This window comes from Streptomyces sp. NPDC042346 (genome assembly GCF_055581845.1).
Genome location: NZ_JBVJEH010000002.1, coordinates 443,245 through 458,854 on the forward strand (window position 1 = coordinate 443,245; position 15,610 = coordinate 458,854).

Genomic DNA, 15,610 nt, shown 5'->3' on the forward strand with positions numbered 1-15,610 from the left:
ACTCCACGTCCTGATCGAATAACCGGAGAGTGCTTCTGAACTGCAACGATGGGACTCATATGGGGTCCTGTTGGCTGCACGGGAAGAAGCACTCTCCCTGGCCGATGTCCGCCATGCTGCGGGCCGAGCCTCACAGGAGCCGTGGACAGCCGCCGGCGAAGTCGTCGGTCAGTTCGTGGTCGAGGACGTAGGAGAGCCGGCAGAAGAGGCGGCGTGACGCTCAGGACCTGGGATGTCGTGCCGGCCAGGCACGCCGAGTGTCCGAGCGGAGGGCCTCGCGGGCCGCATGCGGCTCAGGCCGATTCGAGGATCGGGCGGATTTCGAGCGCCTCCGGTGTGGGGAAGCCACGGGCCAGCTCGACGGCCTCGGCGTGGTCGGCGACTTCCAGCACGAACCAGCCTCCGAGGGTCTCCTCGCCGCTGTGCACAGGCCCCTCGGTCACCACTGCGGACCCGTCCGCCGTCTTGCGCACGGTGACGGGGCCTTGGCGCTCGGTGTCGAGGGCATCGCCACCCACCAGTTTGCCCGCTGCCGCGACCTCGCCGATCCAGGTCTCGTACGCCTTGCGGTAGGCGTCGCGGTCGGCCCGGATCCGGGCGCGTGAGGCATCCGTCTCGAAGATCACGAGGGCGAATTTCATGAGGCGTTCCTCTGTTCGGTGTGCTTGCTGGTGATCGATGTTCTGGTGGTGGTCGGTTTGATGCGGGCCAGTGCGCCCGTCTCCAGGGCCGTCCACAGGGCACCGTCCGGGCCCACCGTGATCCCGTGCGGCTCGGAGGCCGGGGTGGGCAGGTCGTGGACGGTGACCGAGCCGTCGGAGGTGACCGAACCGACGCGGTTGCCACCCCACTCGGTGAACCACGCCGTGCCGTCGGCGCCGGTGGTGACGGCGTGCGGCCGGGCGGAACGGTCGGGCAGCGGGTACTCGGTGATCCGGCCGTCGGGTGCCATCCGGCCGATCTGACCGGCCGCGATCTCGGTGAACCAGACGCTTCCGTCAGGGCCCACGGCGATACCCACCGGTGCGGCGGCCTCGGTGGGCAGCTCGTGCCCCGTGATGCTGCCGTTCATGTCGATACGACCGATCGCGTTGGCCTGGTTCATCGTGAACCACATCGCGTCGGCCGCCGCGATGGCGGAGGGGAACACCCCGGCGCGTGGCAGCGGGAACTCCGTGGCCGTTCCGTCGATGGCGAGACGGCCGATACGGTCGGCGGCGGTCTCGGTGAACCACAGGGCGCCGTCCGGCCCGTTGCAGATGACCGTCGGGCCGCTGTCCGGGGAGAGTGCATGGCTGGTCGGCTCCTGCCCAGGGACCAGCCGGCCGATCCTGCCGCTGTGCACCATGGTGAACCACAGGGCGCCGTCCGAGCCGACGGCGATCGCGTACGGTCCGCTGTCACGACCGGACACCGTGTACTCCTCGATGGCCGGGGGCGTCACTGCTGCTCCAGACCTTCGGCGGCGGCGATGCGCTCGATGTCCTTCGGGGATCCGGCCATGATGGTCCGGACGTGCGTGGTCACGAGCTCGACGGGCCAGTCCCACCAGGCGGCCCGTGTGAGCCGTTCGATGTCGTCGTCGTCGAAGCGCTGTCTGATCCTCCGGGCCGGGTTCCCGCCCACGACGGTGTACGGAGGCACGTCGGCGGTGACTACCGCTCCGGCCGCGATCACCGCACCGTCGCCGATCCGAACCCCCGGCATCACGGTGGCTCCGTATCCGAACCACACGTCGTTGCCGACCACCGTGTCCCCGCGGCTGGGCATGCCGGTGACGAGGTCGAGGGTCCGGTCGGTCCACTCCCCGCCGAACATGGTGAAGGGGAAGGTCGACACCCCCATCGACGGATGGGCAGCGCCCGCCATCAGGAACCGGGTGCCCGTGGCGATCGCGCAGTACTTGCCGATGATCAGCCGTTCCGGACCGTAGGCGTACAGCACATTGCGCTGCACGAAGTCCGTCGCCCCGTCGGGGTCGTCGAAGTAGGTGAAGTCACCCACCACGACGTTCGTCCCGGCAACGAGTGGCTTGAGGAAGACGACCCGCTCGTAGGCAGGCAGTGGATGGATGGTGGCCGGGTCAGGTGCCTGGGCAGAGCTGGGGTCAGTTGTCACGCGGCAATCTCTCCGTAGGTGTTCGTGCTCGGCTGGCGAAGCCCGGGCGGCGAGGCGCGCGGTCCACGCCTTTCGGGTCGTCGGCCGAATGGAGCGGTCCGGTCCAGCGGCCTCATGCCGGCTCATGTCACCTGCGGGAGGCGGCCTCCTGGCCCGATACCAGCATCCATACCGGGCAGCCCGGGAACAACGGCCGATCTTAATATGGTCGTTAACCCAGTGGCTGACGAATCCGGGGGACCCGTGTGGAACCGGGGGCAGGATGGAACTGCGGGACATAGAGCTCTTCCTGACGCTCGCGGCGGAGCTCCACTTCGGCCGCAGCGCCGAACGCCTACAGGTCTCCCCGGCCGTCGTCAGCCAGGCGATCAAGAAGCAGGAACGCGTCATCGGCGCCCAACTCTTCGAGCGAACGAGCCGCCACGTGCGGATCACCCCTACCGGAGTGGTGCTGCTCCAGTGGCTGAAGCCGACATACGAGGGCATCCAGGAAGCCATCGCAGCGGGTGACCACCATCGCCCAGAGCTCGGCCGGCACGCTGACGCTGGGGGTCATGGGTGCGCAGATGCACGACATGACTCGGGTCCTGTCCCACTTGTCATGGCCCTCCTCCGCCGTCAGTTCCTCGTAGGCTCTTCCGTGGCGGATGGGAATCCGCGATTCACCGCGTGCCATCCGTGAACAGCGGTCAGGCGTAATGGACTTGACAAGGCAGCAGCACAGTATGGCAAGTGCCAGCCGACGCCTGTCTGCGACGAGGACCTCCGAGCGGCTGGCGAAATCGCTGGCAGGCATGGACGGACTGCTCGCCCCGCCGATGGTGCCCGGCACGTTCCGGCGCGCGTTGAAGAAGGCCTCGCACGAGTATCTTCGGGGCCCGGTTAGCGAGCTCTTTCCACATCTCCTGCGGCACGCCGGCGCGACCCACAACTATGAGGCGGGGATGCCGTTGTGGGACGTGCAGGTTTTGCGCGCGAGCTGGGGGGTAGCGAACGGCAAGGCTAGGAACGGCTATCGGAATGAGCGGCACCACGGGCTCGGGGGCATGAGGCCGTGTGGTCAGGCGTCCTTGACGGTGAGGCCGATGTGCTGGGCCAGGGCGGGGGCGAGGTCGAGCAGCTGGGGAGCGCTGATGGTGGCGCCCTTGAGGGCTGCCACGCCGGACGTGATGCCCAGTGCGGTCGCTTCGCTCAGGTCGACTCGGGTGAGGGTGGCTTTGGTGAGGTCGACTCCGTCGAGCGTCGTTCCTGGGAAGGAGACGCCGGTCAGGGTCGCGCCTGCGAAGTCGACGTCGCGCAGCAGGCAGTCGACGAAGGTGACGTTCGCCAGCTGAGCCGCGCGCAGGTTGACCGAGTCGAACTTGCAGTGGTGGAAGACGGCGCGGCGCATCTGGGTCCCGTGGAGCTGGGTGCCGGCCAGGAGGCTGGCGAGGCATTCGGTGTCCAGCCAGGTGGTCTCCGCGAGGTCGCTGCCCACGGTGCGGATGTTGTGCATCCATACGGTGTCGAAGCGTGCGCGCCGGAACCGGCCGCCCGTGAAGGTCACCGAGGACAGGGCCGACTCGCTGAAGCGGGTCATGCCGCCGTCGACGTCGTCGAAGGCGCGGTCGTCGATGTGGTGCCACTCGTAGACCTCCTCCCGCTCCAGGTCCCCGGTGAACGGTTCGAGGCGATGTGCGTAGGGCAGGGCGGGCAGGTCGCGGGGGGCGGGTACGCGCATCGGAGTCCTTCCGGGGCAGACACAGGTCACGCCTGCTGCGACCCGGTCGGGGGCCGCCTGGGGTGCGGGGGGGGGTCTTCATGCTGACCCGGGCCCGCGGGTTCCGCCTAATCGCGTCGCAGACAGGAATCGCGGTACAGGACCGCGCGCTCACGGACTCTATAAACGCCCAAACATCACATACAGGATGAATCACTGCTGTGGCGTGCTGACCCCTGCCGCCCTCGAAAACACGGCAGCGCCGTCCTGCATCCCGCACACGGAGTCAACACGCCTGCTCCACACGCCGGTTGGTTCACCAGGGTGGTGGCCCGGGCGTCGAACGCCCGCCGGCCCCGGACTTCCCTGAGATTCATTTTGCGCCTCAGGCCCGATTGTCCCGCTACGAAGATCGCGCGCTCGGGCCGTCCTGGACAAGCTCGGCGGCCAGAACACCTCGTCCGATGACTTCAGGCGTCGCCAGCAGATGAGGGCGCGTCCAAGGGTGAGAGAGGCTTTATGGGTGTCGTCACGTACTTCCCAGCGGATCCGAAAGCTGCGGAACCAGTGCAGTTGGGCGAACGCACGCTCAACAACCCAGCGCCTGGTACCCAGTCGCGCACGGGCGGAATGGCTTCGAGTAGCGGGATGCCAGTGGCGTCGGTGATCAGTGGCGCGCCTCGTGGAGCCGGGGCCAGACGTCGGCCCGCGGGTCCACTCAGCCAGGCGGCGCCAGAACGTCATTCCCGAGCCGAACCCGAGCTCCCGGGCAGCTGAGGCTCTTCCCCACCCCGGGCCGCCAGTTCGCCCGCACCCACGCGGCCCGCATCGGCGACCGCGGCATCCCCGACTTCCAGGCCGTCTCCCAGCAACCGCAGCGGATGGCCGACGAGCGCCGGGTACACGTCCGGACAACGTGGATCTGGCGGGGAGAATCACAGGTCGCGCGTGCCGTCCCTGTTCGGCGGGGCCGATCGGTGCTTGACCTTCGACCTGGGTCGAAGGTCTACCGTCGGTGGTGTGAGCACGATGCGGATTTCCCAGCTCGCCGAGCGCTCTGGCGTGCCGGCGACCACCCTGCGTTTTTACGAGGGCACGGGAATACTGCCGGCGGGCCGGACCCCGGGCGGCTACCGGGTGTACGGCGAGGACGCGGTCGAGCGGCTGGCGTTCATCGGCGCGGCCAAGCACCTCGGGCTGCCGTTCGAGGAGATCGGTGAGCTGCTCGGAGTGTAGGAGGCCGGTGCTTGCCGGGACGTGAAGGCGGACCTGCGGCCGCGGATCGCCGCCCGTCTGGCCGAGGCCGAGTCCCGGGCCGCCGAGCTGGCCGCGTTCGCCGCCTCCCTGCGCACGGCCCTGAAGCACCTGAACGCGGTGCCCGACGGCCTGCGGCTGACCCTGCCCGTCGACCGGACGGCGCGGGTGGCGGAACTGGCGGCGGCCGAGCAGCGGTGCTGCCCCTTCTTCGACTTCCGGCTCCATCTCAACGGCCCCCACCTGTACCTGGAAGTCCGCGCGCCGGCCGACGGCGCCGCTCTGCTCGCCGGCCTGTTCGCCTCCGCCGCCTGACCGCCCCCTCTTCCCCCTTCCCCTGCTCCGGAGAGTTCCTGCCGCGCTCGTCGCGCGCTCCATCGCCCTCGGCCGGATCCTCGCCGCGTACGGCGGGATCTCGTCGATCGCTGGGGCGTGGTCGCCGACGGCTACCGCCCCGACCGCTACGACGTCATCGGCGCCCTGATCCGCCTCGCTGGCATGGCCGTGATCATGTGCGCCCCGCGCGGCCACTGAACCCGCCGTGCGGGCTCAGGTTCACGGGCAGCAGATGCAGCCCGGCTCACAGTCGCACGCGTCCGACTCGGCCGCGGCGGCTCCGGCAGTGGCCGGCGCGTGGGCCGGCGGTGCGCAGCAGCCCTTGCCCTGCCAGGCGTCGCGGCCTTCCTTGACCGCGATGGCGGCAATGACCAGGGCGGCGATCGGGTCGGCCCAGGACCAGCCGAGGGTGGCGTTGAGGACCAGGCCCACGAGGAGGACGGCGGAGAGGTACGTGCACAACAAGGTCTGCTTGGAGTCGGCGACGGCGGAGGCGGAGCCGAGTTCGCGGCCGGCGCGGCGCTGTGCGGCGGAGAGGAACGGCATGATCGCCAGGGACAGGGCGGCGATGACGATGCCAGGGATCGAGCGGTCGGCCTCGCCGGTGCCGACCAAGGCTCGGACGGCGTCGAAGGTGACGTAGGCGGCGAGGGCGAAGAAGGACACGGCGATGATCCGCAGGGTGGTCTTCTCCCGGGCGTCACGCACGGCGTGGTCGCGGGCGGAGAACTGCCAGGCGACTGCGGCGGCGGAGGACACCTCGATCACGGAGTCCAGCCCGAACCCCATCAGTGCCGTCGAGGAGGCGATCGTGCCCGCGGTGATCGCGACGATCGCCTCGATGGCGTTGTAGGTGATGGTCGCGGCGACCAGGAGCCGTATGCGGCGGGCGAGCGCGTCGCGTCGGGCCGGAGACGGCCCGAGGGATATCGCGGACATCAGCAGCAGTCCTTCGTGGCGGCGTCCGGGCAGGTCTTGTCGGTCTCGACCGCGACCACGGCGGCGAGCAGGTGGTCAAGGGCGTGGCCGAGGCGTTCGTCGGCGAGCTCGTAGCGCGTGCGGCGGCCGTCGGGCACGGTGACCACGAGGCCGCAGTCGCGCAGGCAGGCCAGATGGTTGGACAGCCGGGTCCGGGAGATGTCGAGGGTGTCGGCGAGGTCGGAGGGGTAGGCCGGCGCCTGGCGCAGGGCGAGCAGGATGCGGCAGCGGATCGGGTCGGCAAGCGCTCGGCCGAAGCGGGCCAGCACGTCGATGTCGGAGGCAACAGTCAGCACAGGAGGACAGTACATCTAATCGTGAATCCATGACATCCTGAATCATTGACGACTCGTCACTTCCCACCGGGAAGCCACCGGACTCGGGCAGGCGAGTCGGTTCGCGCGGAGAGTGAGCTGCACTGGCGAGACATGAGCGCCGCGGCGCCAGCGCCCATGACCGCTGCTAGCCGGCCGTGCGGAAATGCCGCACCCGTGAGACTCGACCACGTGCCATCGGCCTGAGACAGCGGAAGACGCACAGGCCGGAAGGAAGGGCCTCCGAACGGACACTTGCGCGAGTTTGGCCGGATTCACTCCACCCATGAAAACAGAGAGTAGCCAGACTGCTACGTTCCGACCATGGCAGACTTCAATGCAATCGCCCAAGCCTTCGTGGGCCACTACTTCCGGACCTTCGACAACTACGACGCGCGGGACAGCCTCGCCAGTCTCTACCGGCCGGAGTCGATGCTCAGCTGGGAGGGCTTCCAGATCCAGGGGGCGGAGAGCATTGTCCAGCAGCTGAAGAAGCCCGAGCTGAAGGTCGTCAAAACCCAGATCACCTCGATCGACGCGCAGCCCGGGTTGAACAACGGCGTCGCGGTCCTCGTCACCGGCACCCTCGTCATCGACAACCAGTTCGACAAGCCGATGAACTTCACCCGGACGTTCACCCTGGCGCCGATCCCCGGCCAGCCTGGCGGCTTCTTCGTCTACAACGACATCTTCCGTCTCATCCTCGGCTAGCAGCCCGTCCCCGGCCGTCCCGCGCGGCGAGCAGCGGGCACCCAGTTCCGCTCTCCGCGCCGCGTGGGACGGCCGCCGCACAGCGAGGGACCAGCATGCTGGAACTGCGCGACCTGACAGAACAGGACGCCCACGCCGTCCGTCGCATCTACACCGGCCGCGCGGTCGCCGACATGTGGTTCGGCCAGATGACCAGCGCCCAGGCCCACGACTACGTGTGCGAATCCATGGCCAGCAACTACGCAAGCCCGCGCACCCTGCACGTGCTCGGCATCGATCTGGACGGCGACCTGATCGGTGTGGTCCGACTCCGCACCACCGGCAGCATCGGCCACCTCGCCTACATCCTGCGCGAGAACACCTGGGGCCACGGCTATGCCACCGCCGCGGTGCGGCTCCTGCTGGCCGGCACCACGGTCCCGTTGGTCACCGCCGAACACCGCGTCGGCAACCCCGCCTCGGGCCGCGTGCTCGCGAAGGCCGGCTTCGTCCAGATCGACGCGAACGCCGATCTGCTGCGCTACGAGATCGCCACCTCGAACCAGACTTCCGCCACGGAACGGCAGAACCTGCAGCGATCTCAGGAATCGAGGGTGATGGGGCCGTCCGGGATCCAGTCCTCAACGTAGCCGGTCATCAGAATGCCGAGCTCCCGGGGGAAGACGATCGCTGGATCGATGTCTGCGTGGGGACAACCAGAGCCCGAGCGCCCACCTGGAGCTGTCGTTCGTCACAGTCCGCGGATCAGTGCGTCGAGTCGCCGCCACGCCGGGGACGATGCGTTGATCGTGCGCTGGACGAGGGCGGGGATGTCGGAGTCCTCGTCCAGGTGGGGCGGTTCCTCGGAGCCGTAGCGCTTCCGGGTCGCTTCGACGATGCGTCGGGCGAGGTCGTCGATGCGGGGATCGCCGGGGTCCAGATCGTGCGCGTGGTCGTAGTCGAGGAAGAGCTGCCGCAGCGCCGGATCGGCCAGGGACGCGGCCTGGTCGTGGAACAGGGTGATCGCGTGGTCCGGGTACGTGGCGAAGACGAGGATCCACAGGTCACGCTGCAGTTCCACCCAGCGCGGGGTGAATCCCCAGTCGGCCAGGTGCTCCAGGTGGGCGGCGACCTCGGCCGGCACCGGTGCCAGCCGGCCGGCGGAGAGCCTGCGCAGGCGCCCCTGGGTCACACGCAGGCCCCGGATGCGAGCAGTGAGTTCGTCGTCGATCTCCCTCAGTGCCTGTTGGAGCTCTTCCTCCGTCGCTGACCTCAGGTCTCGGATGCGGGTCAAGGGGACCCCCGCCTCGGCGAGCGTCCGGATCTTGATGAGGTCGATGACGTCACTCGCGCCGTATCGCCGGTAGCCGGACGCGTCACGGTCGGGCTCGGGAAGCAGTCCCTTGTCGTGGTAGACGCGGATGGTCTTGATCGACACTCCGACGTAGCCGGCCAGCTGCCCGATGGTGATCACCCGGCCATCGTCCCACTTGACCTTTCCCCAGGGGCAAGGTCGCACCATGGCGTCATGGAGAACACGAACATCGATCGCGAGACCCTGCGCGAGCTGGCCGACGAGGGCAACGAGACCGCCCTGGATCGGCTGGCCGACCTGGCCGACAAGGCCGGCGATCTTGAGGAGCTGAGCGAACTGCTGGACGAGGGGGCCATGCACGCGGGGTTCCTGCTCACCCGACGGGCGGTAGCCGCCCGGGATCTGCGGGAGCTGCAGCGGATCTCCGATGCCGGGTACGACGAGGCCGGGAGCGAGCTGGAGCGGCTGCTGAAGGATTCGGCCGACGAGCACCGGGACTGACCTCGGTGCACCGGTGCCAGGCGGTCGCCAGGCACGGGAAGTACGGCGGGGAGCCGTCGGCCATCCTCATCAGCGAGGACCGCCTGGCGATCTCCGCGTACGCGAGGCCGTCGGCCAACCCCCATGCGATCTGCTGACGTTCGGGCTGGGCGAGTCCGCCTCTCGGCATCGCGGTCTTCTTCGCCCTCCGTGGCGCCGTCATAGCGTTCGCCTTCATTCCATTGCAACGCAACACGGGGAGGGCGTTGCGTTAGATTCAGAACCGTTGCAATGAAATCTCGCAACTGACCTGCAAGGATAGCCATTTTTCGCAACCAAGATCTTGCTGGATCATCGAACGCAACGTAGCTTTTCCTTCATCGGAAACAGCGAGGCGAAGAAGCGCCCGCTACAGACGAAGGAGAAGCACCATGCAGAAGTTCGACACCGCCGCCGCGATCGTCACCCTCCTCTCCGTCCCCGCCGGACGCATCCACTTCATCGCCTCCGACCGCGCCGACACCACCGTCGAGATCCTGCCCGCCGACCCCTCCAAGAGCCGCGACGTGAAGACGGCCGAGCAGACCGAAGTCACCTACACCGACGGTGTCCTGCGGATCGAGGTCCCGAAGACGAGGAACGGGATCCTCGGCAACACCGGATCCATCGAGGTGACGGTCCAGCTGCCCGCCGGCTCCCGCGTCGAGGCCGAGGCCGCCGCCGCCGAACTCCACGCCGTCGGACGGCTCGGCGACGTGACCTTCGAGGGCGCGTACCGCCAGATCAAGATCGACGAGGCCGCGAGCCTCCGCCTCACCGCGACCGACGGCGACGTCGAGGTCGGCCGGCTGGGCGGCTCCGCGGAGATCAGCACCGCGCGGGGCGACATCCGCATCGCCGAAGTGGTGAGCGGCACGGTCACCCTGAGCACCCAGAAGGGCGACATCTCGGTCGGCGCCGCCGCCGGCGTCTCCGCCTCCCTGGATGCAGGCACCGCATACGGCCGCATCAGCAACTCCCTGACGAACGACGGCACTCCCGGCCTGAGCATCCAGGCCACCGCCGCGTACGGCGACATCACCGCTCGCAGCCTGTAACCCACCCCGCCCGACGCGCAGCCCCTGAAGGAGCACCTCACATGACCACCCCGGCCATCGCAGCGAACGGGCTGCGCAAGTCCTACGGCGACAAGACCGTCCTCGACGGCATCGACCTGACCGTCCCCGAAGGCACGATCTTCGCCCTGCTCGGTCCGAACGGCGCGGGCAAGACGACCGCCGTGAAGATCCTGTCCACGCTCATCACCGCCGACGGCGGGCAGGCCCGAGTGGCCGGTCACGACCTCGACACCAGCCCGCAGGCGGTCCGCGCCGGGATCGGTGTGACGGGTCAGTTCTCCGCCGTCGACGGCCTGATCACGGGCGAGGAGAACATGCTCCTCATGGCGGACCTGAACCACCTGTCCAAGCAGGAGGGGCGGCGGGTCACGGCCGAACTCCTGGAGCGATTCGATCTGACAGAGGCCGCGGCGAAGCCGGCGTCCACGTACTCCGGCGGCATGAAGCGCCGCCTGGACATTGCCATGACCCTGGTCGGCAGCCCCCGGATCATCTTCCTCGACGAGCCGACCACCGGTCTCGACCCGCGCTCCCGCCACAACATGTGGCAGATCATCCGCGAACTCGTCACCGGCGGGGTCACGATCTTCCTCACCACCCAGTACCTGGAGGAGGCCGACCAGCTCGCCGACCGCATCGCGGTACTGAACAACGGCAAGATCGCCGCCGAAGGCACCGTCGACGAACTCAAGCGCCTCATCCCCGGCGGACACGTACGACTCCGCTTCACGGACCCCGACGCCTACCGCAGCGCCGCCACCACGCTCCACGACGCCGGGCGGGACGACGAAGCCCTGTCGCTGCAGATCGCCAGCGACGGCAGCCAGCGCGAACTGCGCACCATCCTCGACCGGTTGGACACGGCCGGCATCGAGGCCGACGAACTCACCGTCCACACCCCCGACCTCGACGACGTCTTCTTCGCCCTCACCGCCACCGCCACCGTCCCCACGCAGTCCGAGGAGTCCGTCCGATGAGCGCCCTGTCCCTCGCCGCCCGCGACACGTCCACGATGCTGCGCCGCAACCTCCTCCACGCCCGGCGCTATCCCTCCCTCACCCTGAACCTCCTGCTCACGCCGATCATGCTGCTGCTCCTGTTCGTCTACATCTTCGGCGACACGATGAGCGCGGGCATCGGCGGCGGCGACCGCTCCGACTACATCGCCTACCTGGTCCCCGGCCTGCTGCTGATGACGATCGGCTCGACCACGATCGGCACGGCGGTCTCCGTCTCCACCGACATGTCCGAGGGCATCATCGCCCGCTTCCGCACCATGGCGATCCACCGCGGCTCCGTCATCACCGGCCACGTCATCGGCAGCGTGATCCAATCCGTCGTCAGCGTCGTCCTCGTCGGCGCGGTCGGCGTCGCGATCGGATTCCGCTCCACCGACGCCACCGTCCTGGAGTGGCTGGCCGCCTTCGGACTCCTCGTCCTCTTCGCCACCGCCCTCACCTGGATCGCCGTCGGCATGGGCCTGATCAGCCCGAACGCAGAGGCGGCCAGCAACAACGCGATGCCGCTGATCTTCCTCCCGCTGATCTCCAGCACGTTCGTCCCCGTCGACCAGATGCCCGGCTGGTTCCAGCCCATCGCCCAGTACCAGCCCTTCACCCCGGCCATCGAAACCCTCCGCGGCCTGCTCCTGGGCACCGAGATCGGCTACAACGGCTGGCTCGCCGTGGCCTGGTGCCTCGGCCTCGCCACCCTCGGCTACTTCTGGTCCAAGGCGGTGTTCAACCGCGACCCCGAGTAGGAGCCGTGAACACGCGGGCCATCACCCGCAACGCGTCCCACCCGAGGGCGGCGTACCCCCGACACCACGTCGGCGTACGCCGCCCCGTCCGCGTCCTCGTCCCCCCGGCGGTCCAGCGGCATCAGGTGGTCGCGCCGGCCGCCAGGTCCGGAACGGACGGCGGGGCCCCGTCGGCCATCCGCAGGCACGTGGCGGCCCATCATCGCCGCGGCGAACGCCGGCGCAGCGAGGGCGGAGACGCTGCGGCTGCGGGTGAGCGCGCCATCGTACGAGGCGCGCATGGTCGCCGACACGGTGGCGGCGAAGTCGTCGTCGGCGCGGGCCCGGACGATCGTGGAGCATCTTCCAGCTGCCGTCCGGCGCCCAGAAACGGCGTGGCCGACACGCCCGCACATGGCTACTCTGGCGCTCCTGGGAGCCGGAGGAGACACAGGACTGTGAAGCACAAGACACCCCAGGAGAAGAAGCGGCTGAGCTACGTCAGAGATCATCGGAACAACTACGGCGAGAACGACAAGAGCTCACGCAAGAACATCCGTCGAAACAAGCGGTTCCCCCACAGTGCCAACCGGCGTCACGCACAGACCGCGCTGACGGCACTCCTGGGCTCACCCGACGAAGTACGCGCCGACGCTGTCGAGGAGCGCATGAACGGCCGGCGTCCGAAGCGCTGGCAGAAGTTCCCCGACGCGCCGCTGGGTGCCATCGTCGACGGCACCCTCCAGCACCGCGCGAGGATGGGCACCGCCGAGGCCGAAAGTGCTGCTGCCCGCCTGCGCAGCGTCCGCAGTCGATTCGACTGGATGGCCCCCTCCGACAACCCGCTTCTGCCGCCCTTCGCGGTGCGCGCAGTCCGATCATCGCTCGCGGAAGGCCGGATCGGTCGGTGACGAGGTGGATCTTCGATCCGTCCTTGCCACGATCGGTCGGATCCGGTCCGGTCAGCAGCCCAGCCCCCTTTGAGAGCCCGGACGCTCACCGAGTCGATGACGAAACACGACCAGTCCAGGTCTCCCTGCGCGCCCAGCTCATCCAGGATGACCCGGTATCGATCACCCACTCCCCGACCGTCTGCCGTCTCAGACCGCGCAGGGCAGCGAGACAACCATGGTCAGGCCGCCGCCCGGGGTGTCCTCCGGGGTCAGCGTGCCGGACATCGCCTCGGTGAGGCCGCGGGCGAGGGCCAGGCCGAGGCCGACGCCCGTGGTGTTGTCCGTGTCGCCCAGGCGCTGGAAGGGTTCGAAGACTCGCTCCCGGTCGCTCGGGGGGAGTCCGGGGCCGCGGTCGACGACCCTCAGTTCCACTCGACCGGCGAGGGAACTCACGGTGAGGAGGACGGGGTGGGCGGGTGGTGCGTAGCGGCTGGCGTTGCCCACCAGGTTGGCGATCACGCGTTCGAGCAGGGGTGGATCGGCGAAGACCGGCGGAGCCTGCTCGAAGCCGTGCAGGACGGGTCGGGGTGCGCCGGAAGGCAGGGTGTCGAGAGCGGCGGGCAGGACTTCTTCCAGAGCCGTGGGGCGGAGTGAGAGGTTCAGGGCGCCTGCCTGGAGGCGGCTCATGTCGAGGAGGTTCTCGATGAGCCGGGCCAGCCGGGCCATGGACTCGTCGGCGGTGGCGAGGAGTTCGTCACGCTCGTCCGGGGTGAACTCCACGTCGGTGCTGCGCAAGGAGGCGACGGCGGCCCAGCCGGCGGCGAGGGGCGTGCGCAGGTCGTGGCTGACGGCGGCGAGAAGGGCCATGCGCATCCGGTCGGCGGCCCGGACGGGCTCCACTTCGGCGGCGGCCTCGGCGAGCCGGGCGTGTTCGGCGGCCGCGGTGACGTGGGCGGCGAAGGCGGCGAGGACGCGGCGGTCCGATGACGGCAGGGTCCGGCCGCGCAGGACGAGGAAGTGGCCGTCACCGACGGCGACCTGGCTGACGGCGGCTTCGCCCTCATGGGCTGCGGGGAGCTGCGCGGCCGGCACGAGTTCGACGGACTCCGCGCCGAAGATCTCCCGGGTACGGGCGAGCAGAGCGGCCACCGTGTGGTCACCGCGTACCACCGACCCGGCGAGCGAGGAGAGGGTCTCTGCCTCGGCGGTGGCCCGGGCCGCGCGTCGGGACAGGCGGAGGGAGCGGTCGACGGCACCGGCCATGAGGGCGGCGACGAGGACGAACACCGCGAGGGCGAGCATGTTGTCCGCGTCGGCGAAGGTGAAGGCGCCCACAGGTGGGATGAACCAGTAGTTGAGCAGCAGTGACGCGGTGACGGCCGCGACAAGCGCCGAGACGACCCCGCCGAGGCAGGCCACGCCGACCACGGTGGCGAGGAACAGGAGCGCCTCGCTGGTCAGGTTGAACACGCCCCGCGTGTGGTCCAGGAGCAGGGTGAGCAGGGCCGGCAGGACGAGCCCGGCGAGCGGCCCTGCGATACGGCGCGAGACCGGCAGCGTGCGACGGCGGGAGGGCAGCAGCCGGCCGTGCCCCGCGCGCTCGTGGGTGACCGTGTGGACGTCGATGTCGCCGGAGAGTTCGACGGTGGTCTCGCCGATCCCCCGGCCGGTCAGGAAGCGTTCGAGGCGGCCGCGTCGGCTGGTGCCCAGGACCAGCTGCGTGGCGTTCTCGGCCCGGGCGAACTCGACCAAGGCCGTGGGGATGTCGTCCCCGACGACGGTGTGGAAGGTGCCGCCGAGGCTCTCGGCGAGCTGCCGCTGGCGGGCGAGGGCCGCGGACGAGGTGCCCGCCGCGAGGCCGTCGCTGCGGACGACGTGCACGGCGAGCAGCCGGCCCTGTGCCGTCCGGGCGGCGATGCGGCTCGCGCGTCGGATCAACGTGTCGCCCTCGGGTCCGCCGGTGAGAGCGACGACGATCCGCTCGCGTATGTCCCACACCCCGCCGATGCCGCGCTCGGAGCGGTACTTCCGCAGGGCCTCGTCGACGCGGTCGGCCACCCACAGGAGGGCCAGTTCACGCAGCGCGATGAGGTTGCCCGTACGGAAGTAGCTGGCGAGGGCCGCATCGACGTCTTCGGGCGGGTGGATGTTGCCGTGGGCCATCCGGCGCCGCAGCTCCTGCGGGTCCATGTCCACGAGCTCGATCTGGTCGGCACGGCGGACGACCGCGTCGGGCACGGTCTCGTCCTGCGGCACCCCGGTGATCTTCTCGACGACGTCGCTGAGCGACTCCAGGTGCTGGACGTTGACCGTGGTGACGACGTCGATGCCGGCGGCGAGCAGTTCCTCGACGTCCTGCCAGCGGTGGGCGTTGCGGTGGCCCGGCGGGTTGGCGCGGGCGAGGTCGTCGACGAGGAGAAGGGCAGGTCTGCGACGCAGAGCCCGGTCGAGGTCGAGGTCGAGTTCGGGGTGGACGCGGCCGTCAAGGACGGCGCGGGACGGCACCAAGGTCCCCAGGCCGGCGAGCATCGCCTCGGTGTGAGGGCGACGGTGGCACTCGGCGATGCCGACGACGACGTCGGCGCCGCGTGTGGCTCTACGTCTGCCCTCGTCCAGCATGCGGTAAGTCTTTCCGACACCGGTGGCGGCACCGACGAAGACCTTGAGCCGCCCCGGA

Annotated in this window: 18 protein-coding genes and 2 pseudogenes; 11 read left to right on the forward strand and 9 right to left on the reverse strand. The window is 69.4% G+C overall.

Annotated elements, in window-relative coordinates:
* Positions 1-293: 293 nt before the first annotated feature.
* From ACZ6K0_RS10720 to ACZ6K0_RS10730, 3 genes are read right to left on the reverse strand one after another with little or no spacing between them, the layout of a single operon-like run.
* Positions 294-641, reverse strand: coding sequence for a YciI family protein (locus tag ACZ6K0_RS10720; protein WP_469236278.1), 348 nt, complete (start codon positions 639-641; stop codon positions 294-296).
* On the reverse strand, positions 638-1,444 hold the full coding sequence (locus tag ACZ6K0_RS10725) for a Vgb family protein (RefSeq protein ID WP_469236279.1): 807 nt from the start codon (positions 1,442-1,444) through the stop codon (positions 638-640). Before ACZ6K0_RS10725 ends, ACZ6K0_RS10720 begins: the two co-directional genes overlap by 4 nt.
* The gene (locus ACZ6K0_RS10730) at positions 1,441-2,118 is read right to left on the reverse strand and encodes a CatB-related O-acetyltransferase (protein ID WP_469236280.1); all 678 of its coding nucleotides are present in this window, start codon (positions 2,116-2,118) and stop codon (positions 1,441-1,443) included. The genes ACZ6K0_RS10725 and ACZ6K0_RS10730 overlap by 4 nt, the downstream gene beginning before the upstream one ends.
* A gap of 262 nt (positions 2,119-2,380) precedes the next feature.
* On the opposite strand from ACZ6K0_RS10730, the gene ACZ6K0_RS10735 reads away from it, so the two are divergent.
* The gene (locus ACZ6K0_RS10735) at positions 2,381-2,800 is read left to right on the forward strand and encodes a LysR family transcriptional regulator (RefSeq protein WP_469236281.1); all 420 of its coding nucleotides are present in this window, start codon (positions 2,381-2,383) and stop codon (positions 2,798-2,800) included.
* 378 nt (positions 2,801-3,178) lie between these two features.
* Here the strand turns inward: ACZ6K0_RS10735 and ACZ6K0_RS10740 are convergent, their stop codons facing one another.
* Positions 3,179-3,838 carry a pentapeptide repeat-containing protein gene (locus ACZ6K0_RS10740; protein WP_469236282.1) on the reverse strand — a complete coding sequence of 220 codons (660 nt, stop codon included), beginning with the start codon at positions 3,836-3,838 and terminating at the stop codon, positions 3,179-3,181.
* Positions 3,839-4,846: 1,008 nt separating this feature from the next.
* Between ACZ6K0_RS10740 and ACZ6K0_RS10745 the strand changes: the two genes are divergently transcribed.
* The 3 genes and pseudogenes from ACZ6K0_RS10745 to ACZ6K0_RS10755 form a co-directional block, all read left to right on the forward strand.
* Positions 4,847-5,053 (forward strand): MerR family transcriptional regulator, encoded by a 207-nt coding sequence (locus ACZ6K0_RS10745; RefSeq protein ID WP_469236286.1) that lies wholly within the window; start codon positions 4,847-4,849, stop codon positions 5,051-5,053.
* A gap of 21 nt (positions 5,054-5,074) precedes the next feature.
* On the forward strand, positions 5,075-5,386 hold the full coding sequence (locus ACZ6K0_RS10750) for a hypothetical protein (RefSeq protein ID WP_469236283.1): 312 nt from the start codon (positions 5,075-5,077) through the stop codon (positions 5,384-5,386).
* A gap of 70 nt (positions 5,387-5,456) precedes the next feature.
* Positions 5,457-5,605 (forward strand): annotated as a pseudogene (locus ACZ6K0_RS10755) (YnfA family protein); the annotation flags it as partial.
* 21 nt (positions 5,606-5,626) lie between these two features.
* Here ACZ6K0_RS10755 and ACZ6K0_RS10760 read toward each other — a convergent pair.
* Both ACZ6K0_RS10760 and ACZ6K0_RS10765 read right to left on the reverse strand, forming a co-directional pair.
* Entirely contained in the window at positions 5,627-6,346 is a 720-nt protein-coding gene (locus ACZ6K0_RS10760; RefSeq protein ID WP_469236284.1) for a cation efflux transmembrane domain-containing protein, read from the reverse strand.
* Entirely contained in the window at positions 6,346-6,681 is a 336-nt protein-coding gene (locus tag ACZ6K0_RS10765; protein ID WP_376409344.1) for an ArsR/SmtB family transcription factor, read from the reverse strand. Before ACZ6K0_RS10765 ends, ACZ6K0_RS10760 begins: the two co-directional genes overlap by 1 nt.
* Positions 6,682-7,023: 342 nt before the next feature.
* Between ACZ6K0_RS10765 and ACZ6K0_RS10770 the strand changes: the two genes are divergently transcribed.
* Positions 7,024-7,410: a nuclear transport factor 2 family protein gene (locus ACZ6K0_RS10770; protein WP_376409341.1), complete on the forward strand. Its 387-nt coding sequence runs from the start codon at positions 7,024-7,026 to the stop codon at positions 7,408-7,410.
* A 95-nt stretch (positions 7,411-7,505) separates the two neighbouring features.
* A complete protein-coding gene (locus ACZ6K0_RS10775; protein ID WP_469236285.1) occupies positions 7,506-8,039 on the forward strand; it encodes a GNAT family N-acetyltransferase in 534 nt (177 codons plus the stop codon).
* Positions 8,040-8,140: 101 nt separating this feature from the next.
* Here ACZ6K0_RS10775 and ACZ6K0_RS10780 read toward each other — a convergent pair whose 3' ends face one another.
* Positions 8,141-8,863, reverse strand: a complete 723-nt coding sequence (locus tag ACZ6K0_RS10780) for a MerR family transcriptional regulator (protein WP_376409335.1) — start codon at positions 8,861-8,863, stop codon at positions 8,141-8,143.
* A gap of 54 nt (positions 8,864-8,917) precedes the next feature.
* On the opposite strand from ACZ6K0_RS10780, the gene ACZ6K0_RS10785 reads away from it, so the two are divergent.
* The 5 genes from ACZ6K0_RS10785 to ACZ6K0_RS10805 all read left to right on the forward strand — a co-directional run bounded on the left by ACZ6K0_RS10785 (position 8,918) and on the right by ACZ6K0_RS10805 (position 12,951).
* Positions 8,918-9,205 (forward strand): hypothetical protein, encoded by a 288-nt coding sequence (locus tag ACZ6K0_RS10785; protein WP_376409332.1) that lies wholly within the window; start codon positions 8,918-8,920, stop codon positions 9,203-9,205.
* A 410-nt stretch (positions 9,206-9,615) separates the two neighbouring features.
* A complete protein-coding gene (locus ACZ6K0_RS10790; RefSeq protein ID WP_469575714.1) occupies positions 9,616-10,281 on the forward strand; it encodes a DUF4097 family beta strand repeat-containing protein in 666 nt (221 codons plus the stop codon).
* 41 nt (positions 10,282-10,322) lie between these two features.
* Complete coding sequence (locus ACZ6K0_RS10795) at positions 10,323-11,279, forward strand: ATP-binding cassette domain-containing protein (protein ID WP_469231513.1); 957 nt, start codon at positions 10,323-10,325, stop codon at positions 11,277-11,279.
* Positions 11,276-12,061: an ABC transporter permease gene (locus tag ACZ6K0_RS10800; protein WP_376409323.1), complete on the forward strand. Its 786-nt coding sequence runs from the start codon at positions 11,276-11,278 to the stop codon at positions 12,059-12,061. The genes ACZ6K0_RS10795 and ACZ6K0_RS10800 overlap by 4 nt, the downstream gene beginning before the upstream one ends.
* Before the next feature lie 437 nt (positions 12,062-12,498).
* Positions 12,499-12,951 (forward strand): hypothetical protein, encoded by a 453-nt coding sequence (locus ACZ6K0_RS10805; protein WP_469232228.1) that lies wholly within the window; start codon positions 12,499-12,501, stop codon positions 12,949-12,951.
* Here the strand turns inward: ACZ6K0_RS10805 and ACZ6K0_RS10810 are convergent.
* A pseudogene (locus ACZ6K0_RS10810) lies at positions 12,929-13,124 on the reverse strand (IS5/IS1182 family transposase); the annotation flags it as partial. The gene ACZ6K0_RS10805 and the pseudogene ACZ6K0_RS10810 overlap by 23 nt on opposite strands.
* A gap of 16 nt (positions 13,125-13,140) precedes the next feature.
* Positions 13,141-15,552 carry an ATP-binding protein gene (locus ACZ6K0_RS10815; protein WP_469231514.1) on the reverse strand — a complete coding sequence of 804 codons (2,412 nt, stop codon included), beginning with the start codon at positions 15,550-15,552 and terminating at the stop codon, positions 13,141-13,143.
* Between the last annotated feature and the right edge of the window lie 58 nt (positions 15,553-15,610).

What these genes read in the sequence shown, in the direction of transcription:
- ACZ6K0_RS10785 (WP_376409332.1), top strand. Translation starts at nt 8,918, where the DNA reads ATGGAGAACACGAACATCGATCGCGAGACCCTGCGCGAGCTGGCCGAC.
- ACZ6K0_RS10775 (WP_469236285.1), top strand. Translation starts at nt 7,506, where the DNA reads ATGCTGGAACTGCGCGACCTGACAGAACAGGACGCCCACGCCGTCCGT.
- ACZ6K0_RS10800 (WP_376409323.1), top strand. Translation starts at nt 11,276, where the DNA reads ATGAGCGCCCTGTCCCTCGCCGCCCGCGACACGTCCACGATGCTGCGC.
- ACZ6K0_RS10770 (WP_376409341.1), top strand. Translation starts at nt 7,024, where the DNA reads ATGGCAGACTTCAATGCAATCGCCCAAGCCTTCGTGGGCCACTACTTC.
- ACZ6K0_RS10740 (WP_469236282.1), bottom strand. Translation starts at nt 3,838, where the DNA reads ATGCGCGTACCCGCCCCCCGCGACCTGCCCGCCCTGCCCTACGCACAT.
- ACZ6K0_RS10795 (WP_469231513.1), top strand. Translation starts at nt 10,323, where the DNA reads ATGACCACCCCGGCCATCGCAGCGAACGGGCTGCGCAAGTCCTACGGC.
- ACZ6K0_RS10735 (WP_469236281.1), top strand. Translation starts at nt 2,381, where the DNA reads ATGGAACTGCGGGACATAGAGCTCTTCCTGACGCTCGCGGCGGAGCTC.
- ACZ6K0_RS10790 (WP_469575714.1), top strand. Translation starts at nt 9,616, where the DNA reads ATGCAGAAGTTCGACACCGCCGCCGCGATCGTCACCCTCCTCTCCGTC.
- ACZ6K0_RS10760 (WP_469236284.1), bottom strand. Translation starts at nt 6,346, where the DNA reads ATGTCCGCGATATCCCTCGGGCCGTCTCCGGCCCGACGCGACGCGCTC.
- ACZ6K0_RS10720 (WP_469236278.1), bottom strand. Translation starts at nt 641, where the DNA reads ATGAAATTCGCCCTCGTGATCTTCGAGACGGATGCCTCACGCGCCCGG.
- ACZ6K0_RS10745 (WP_469236286.1), top strand. Translation starts at nt 4,847, where the DNA reads ATGCGGATTTCCCAGCTCGCCGAGCGCTCTGGCGTGCCGGCGACCACC.
- ACZ6K0_RS10815 (WP_469231514.1), bottom strand. Translation starts at nt 15,552, where the DNA reads ATGCTGGACGAGGGCAGACGTAGAGCCACACGCGGCGCCGACGTCGTC.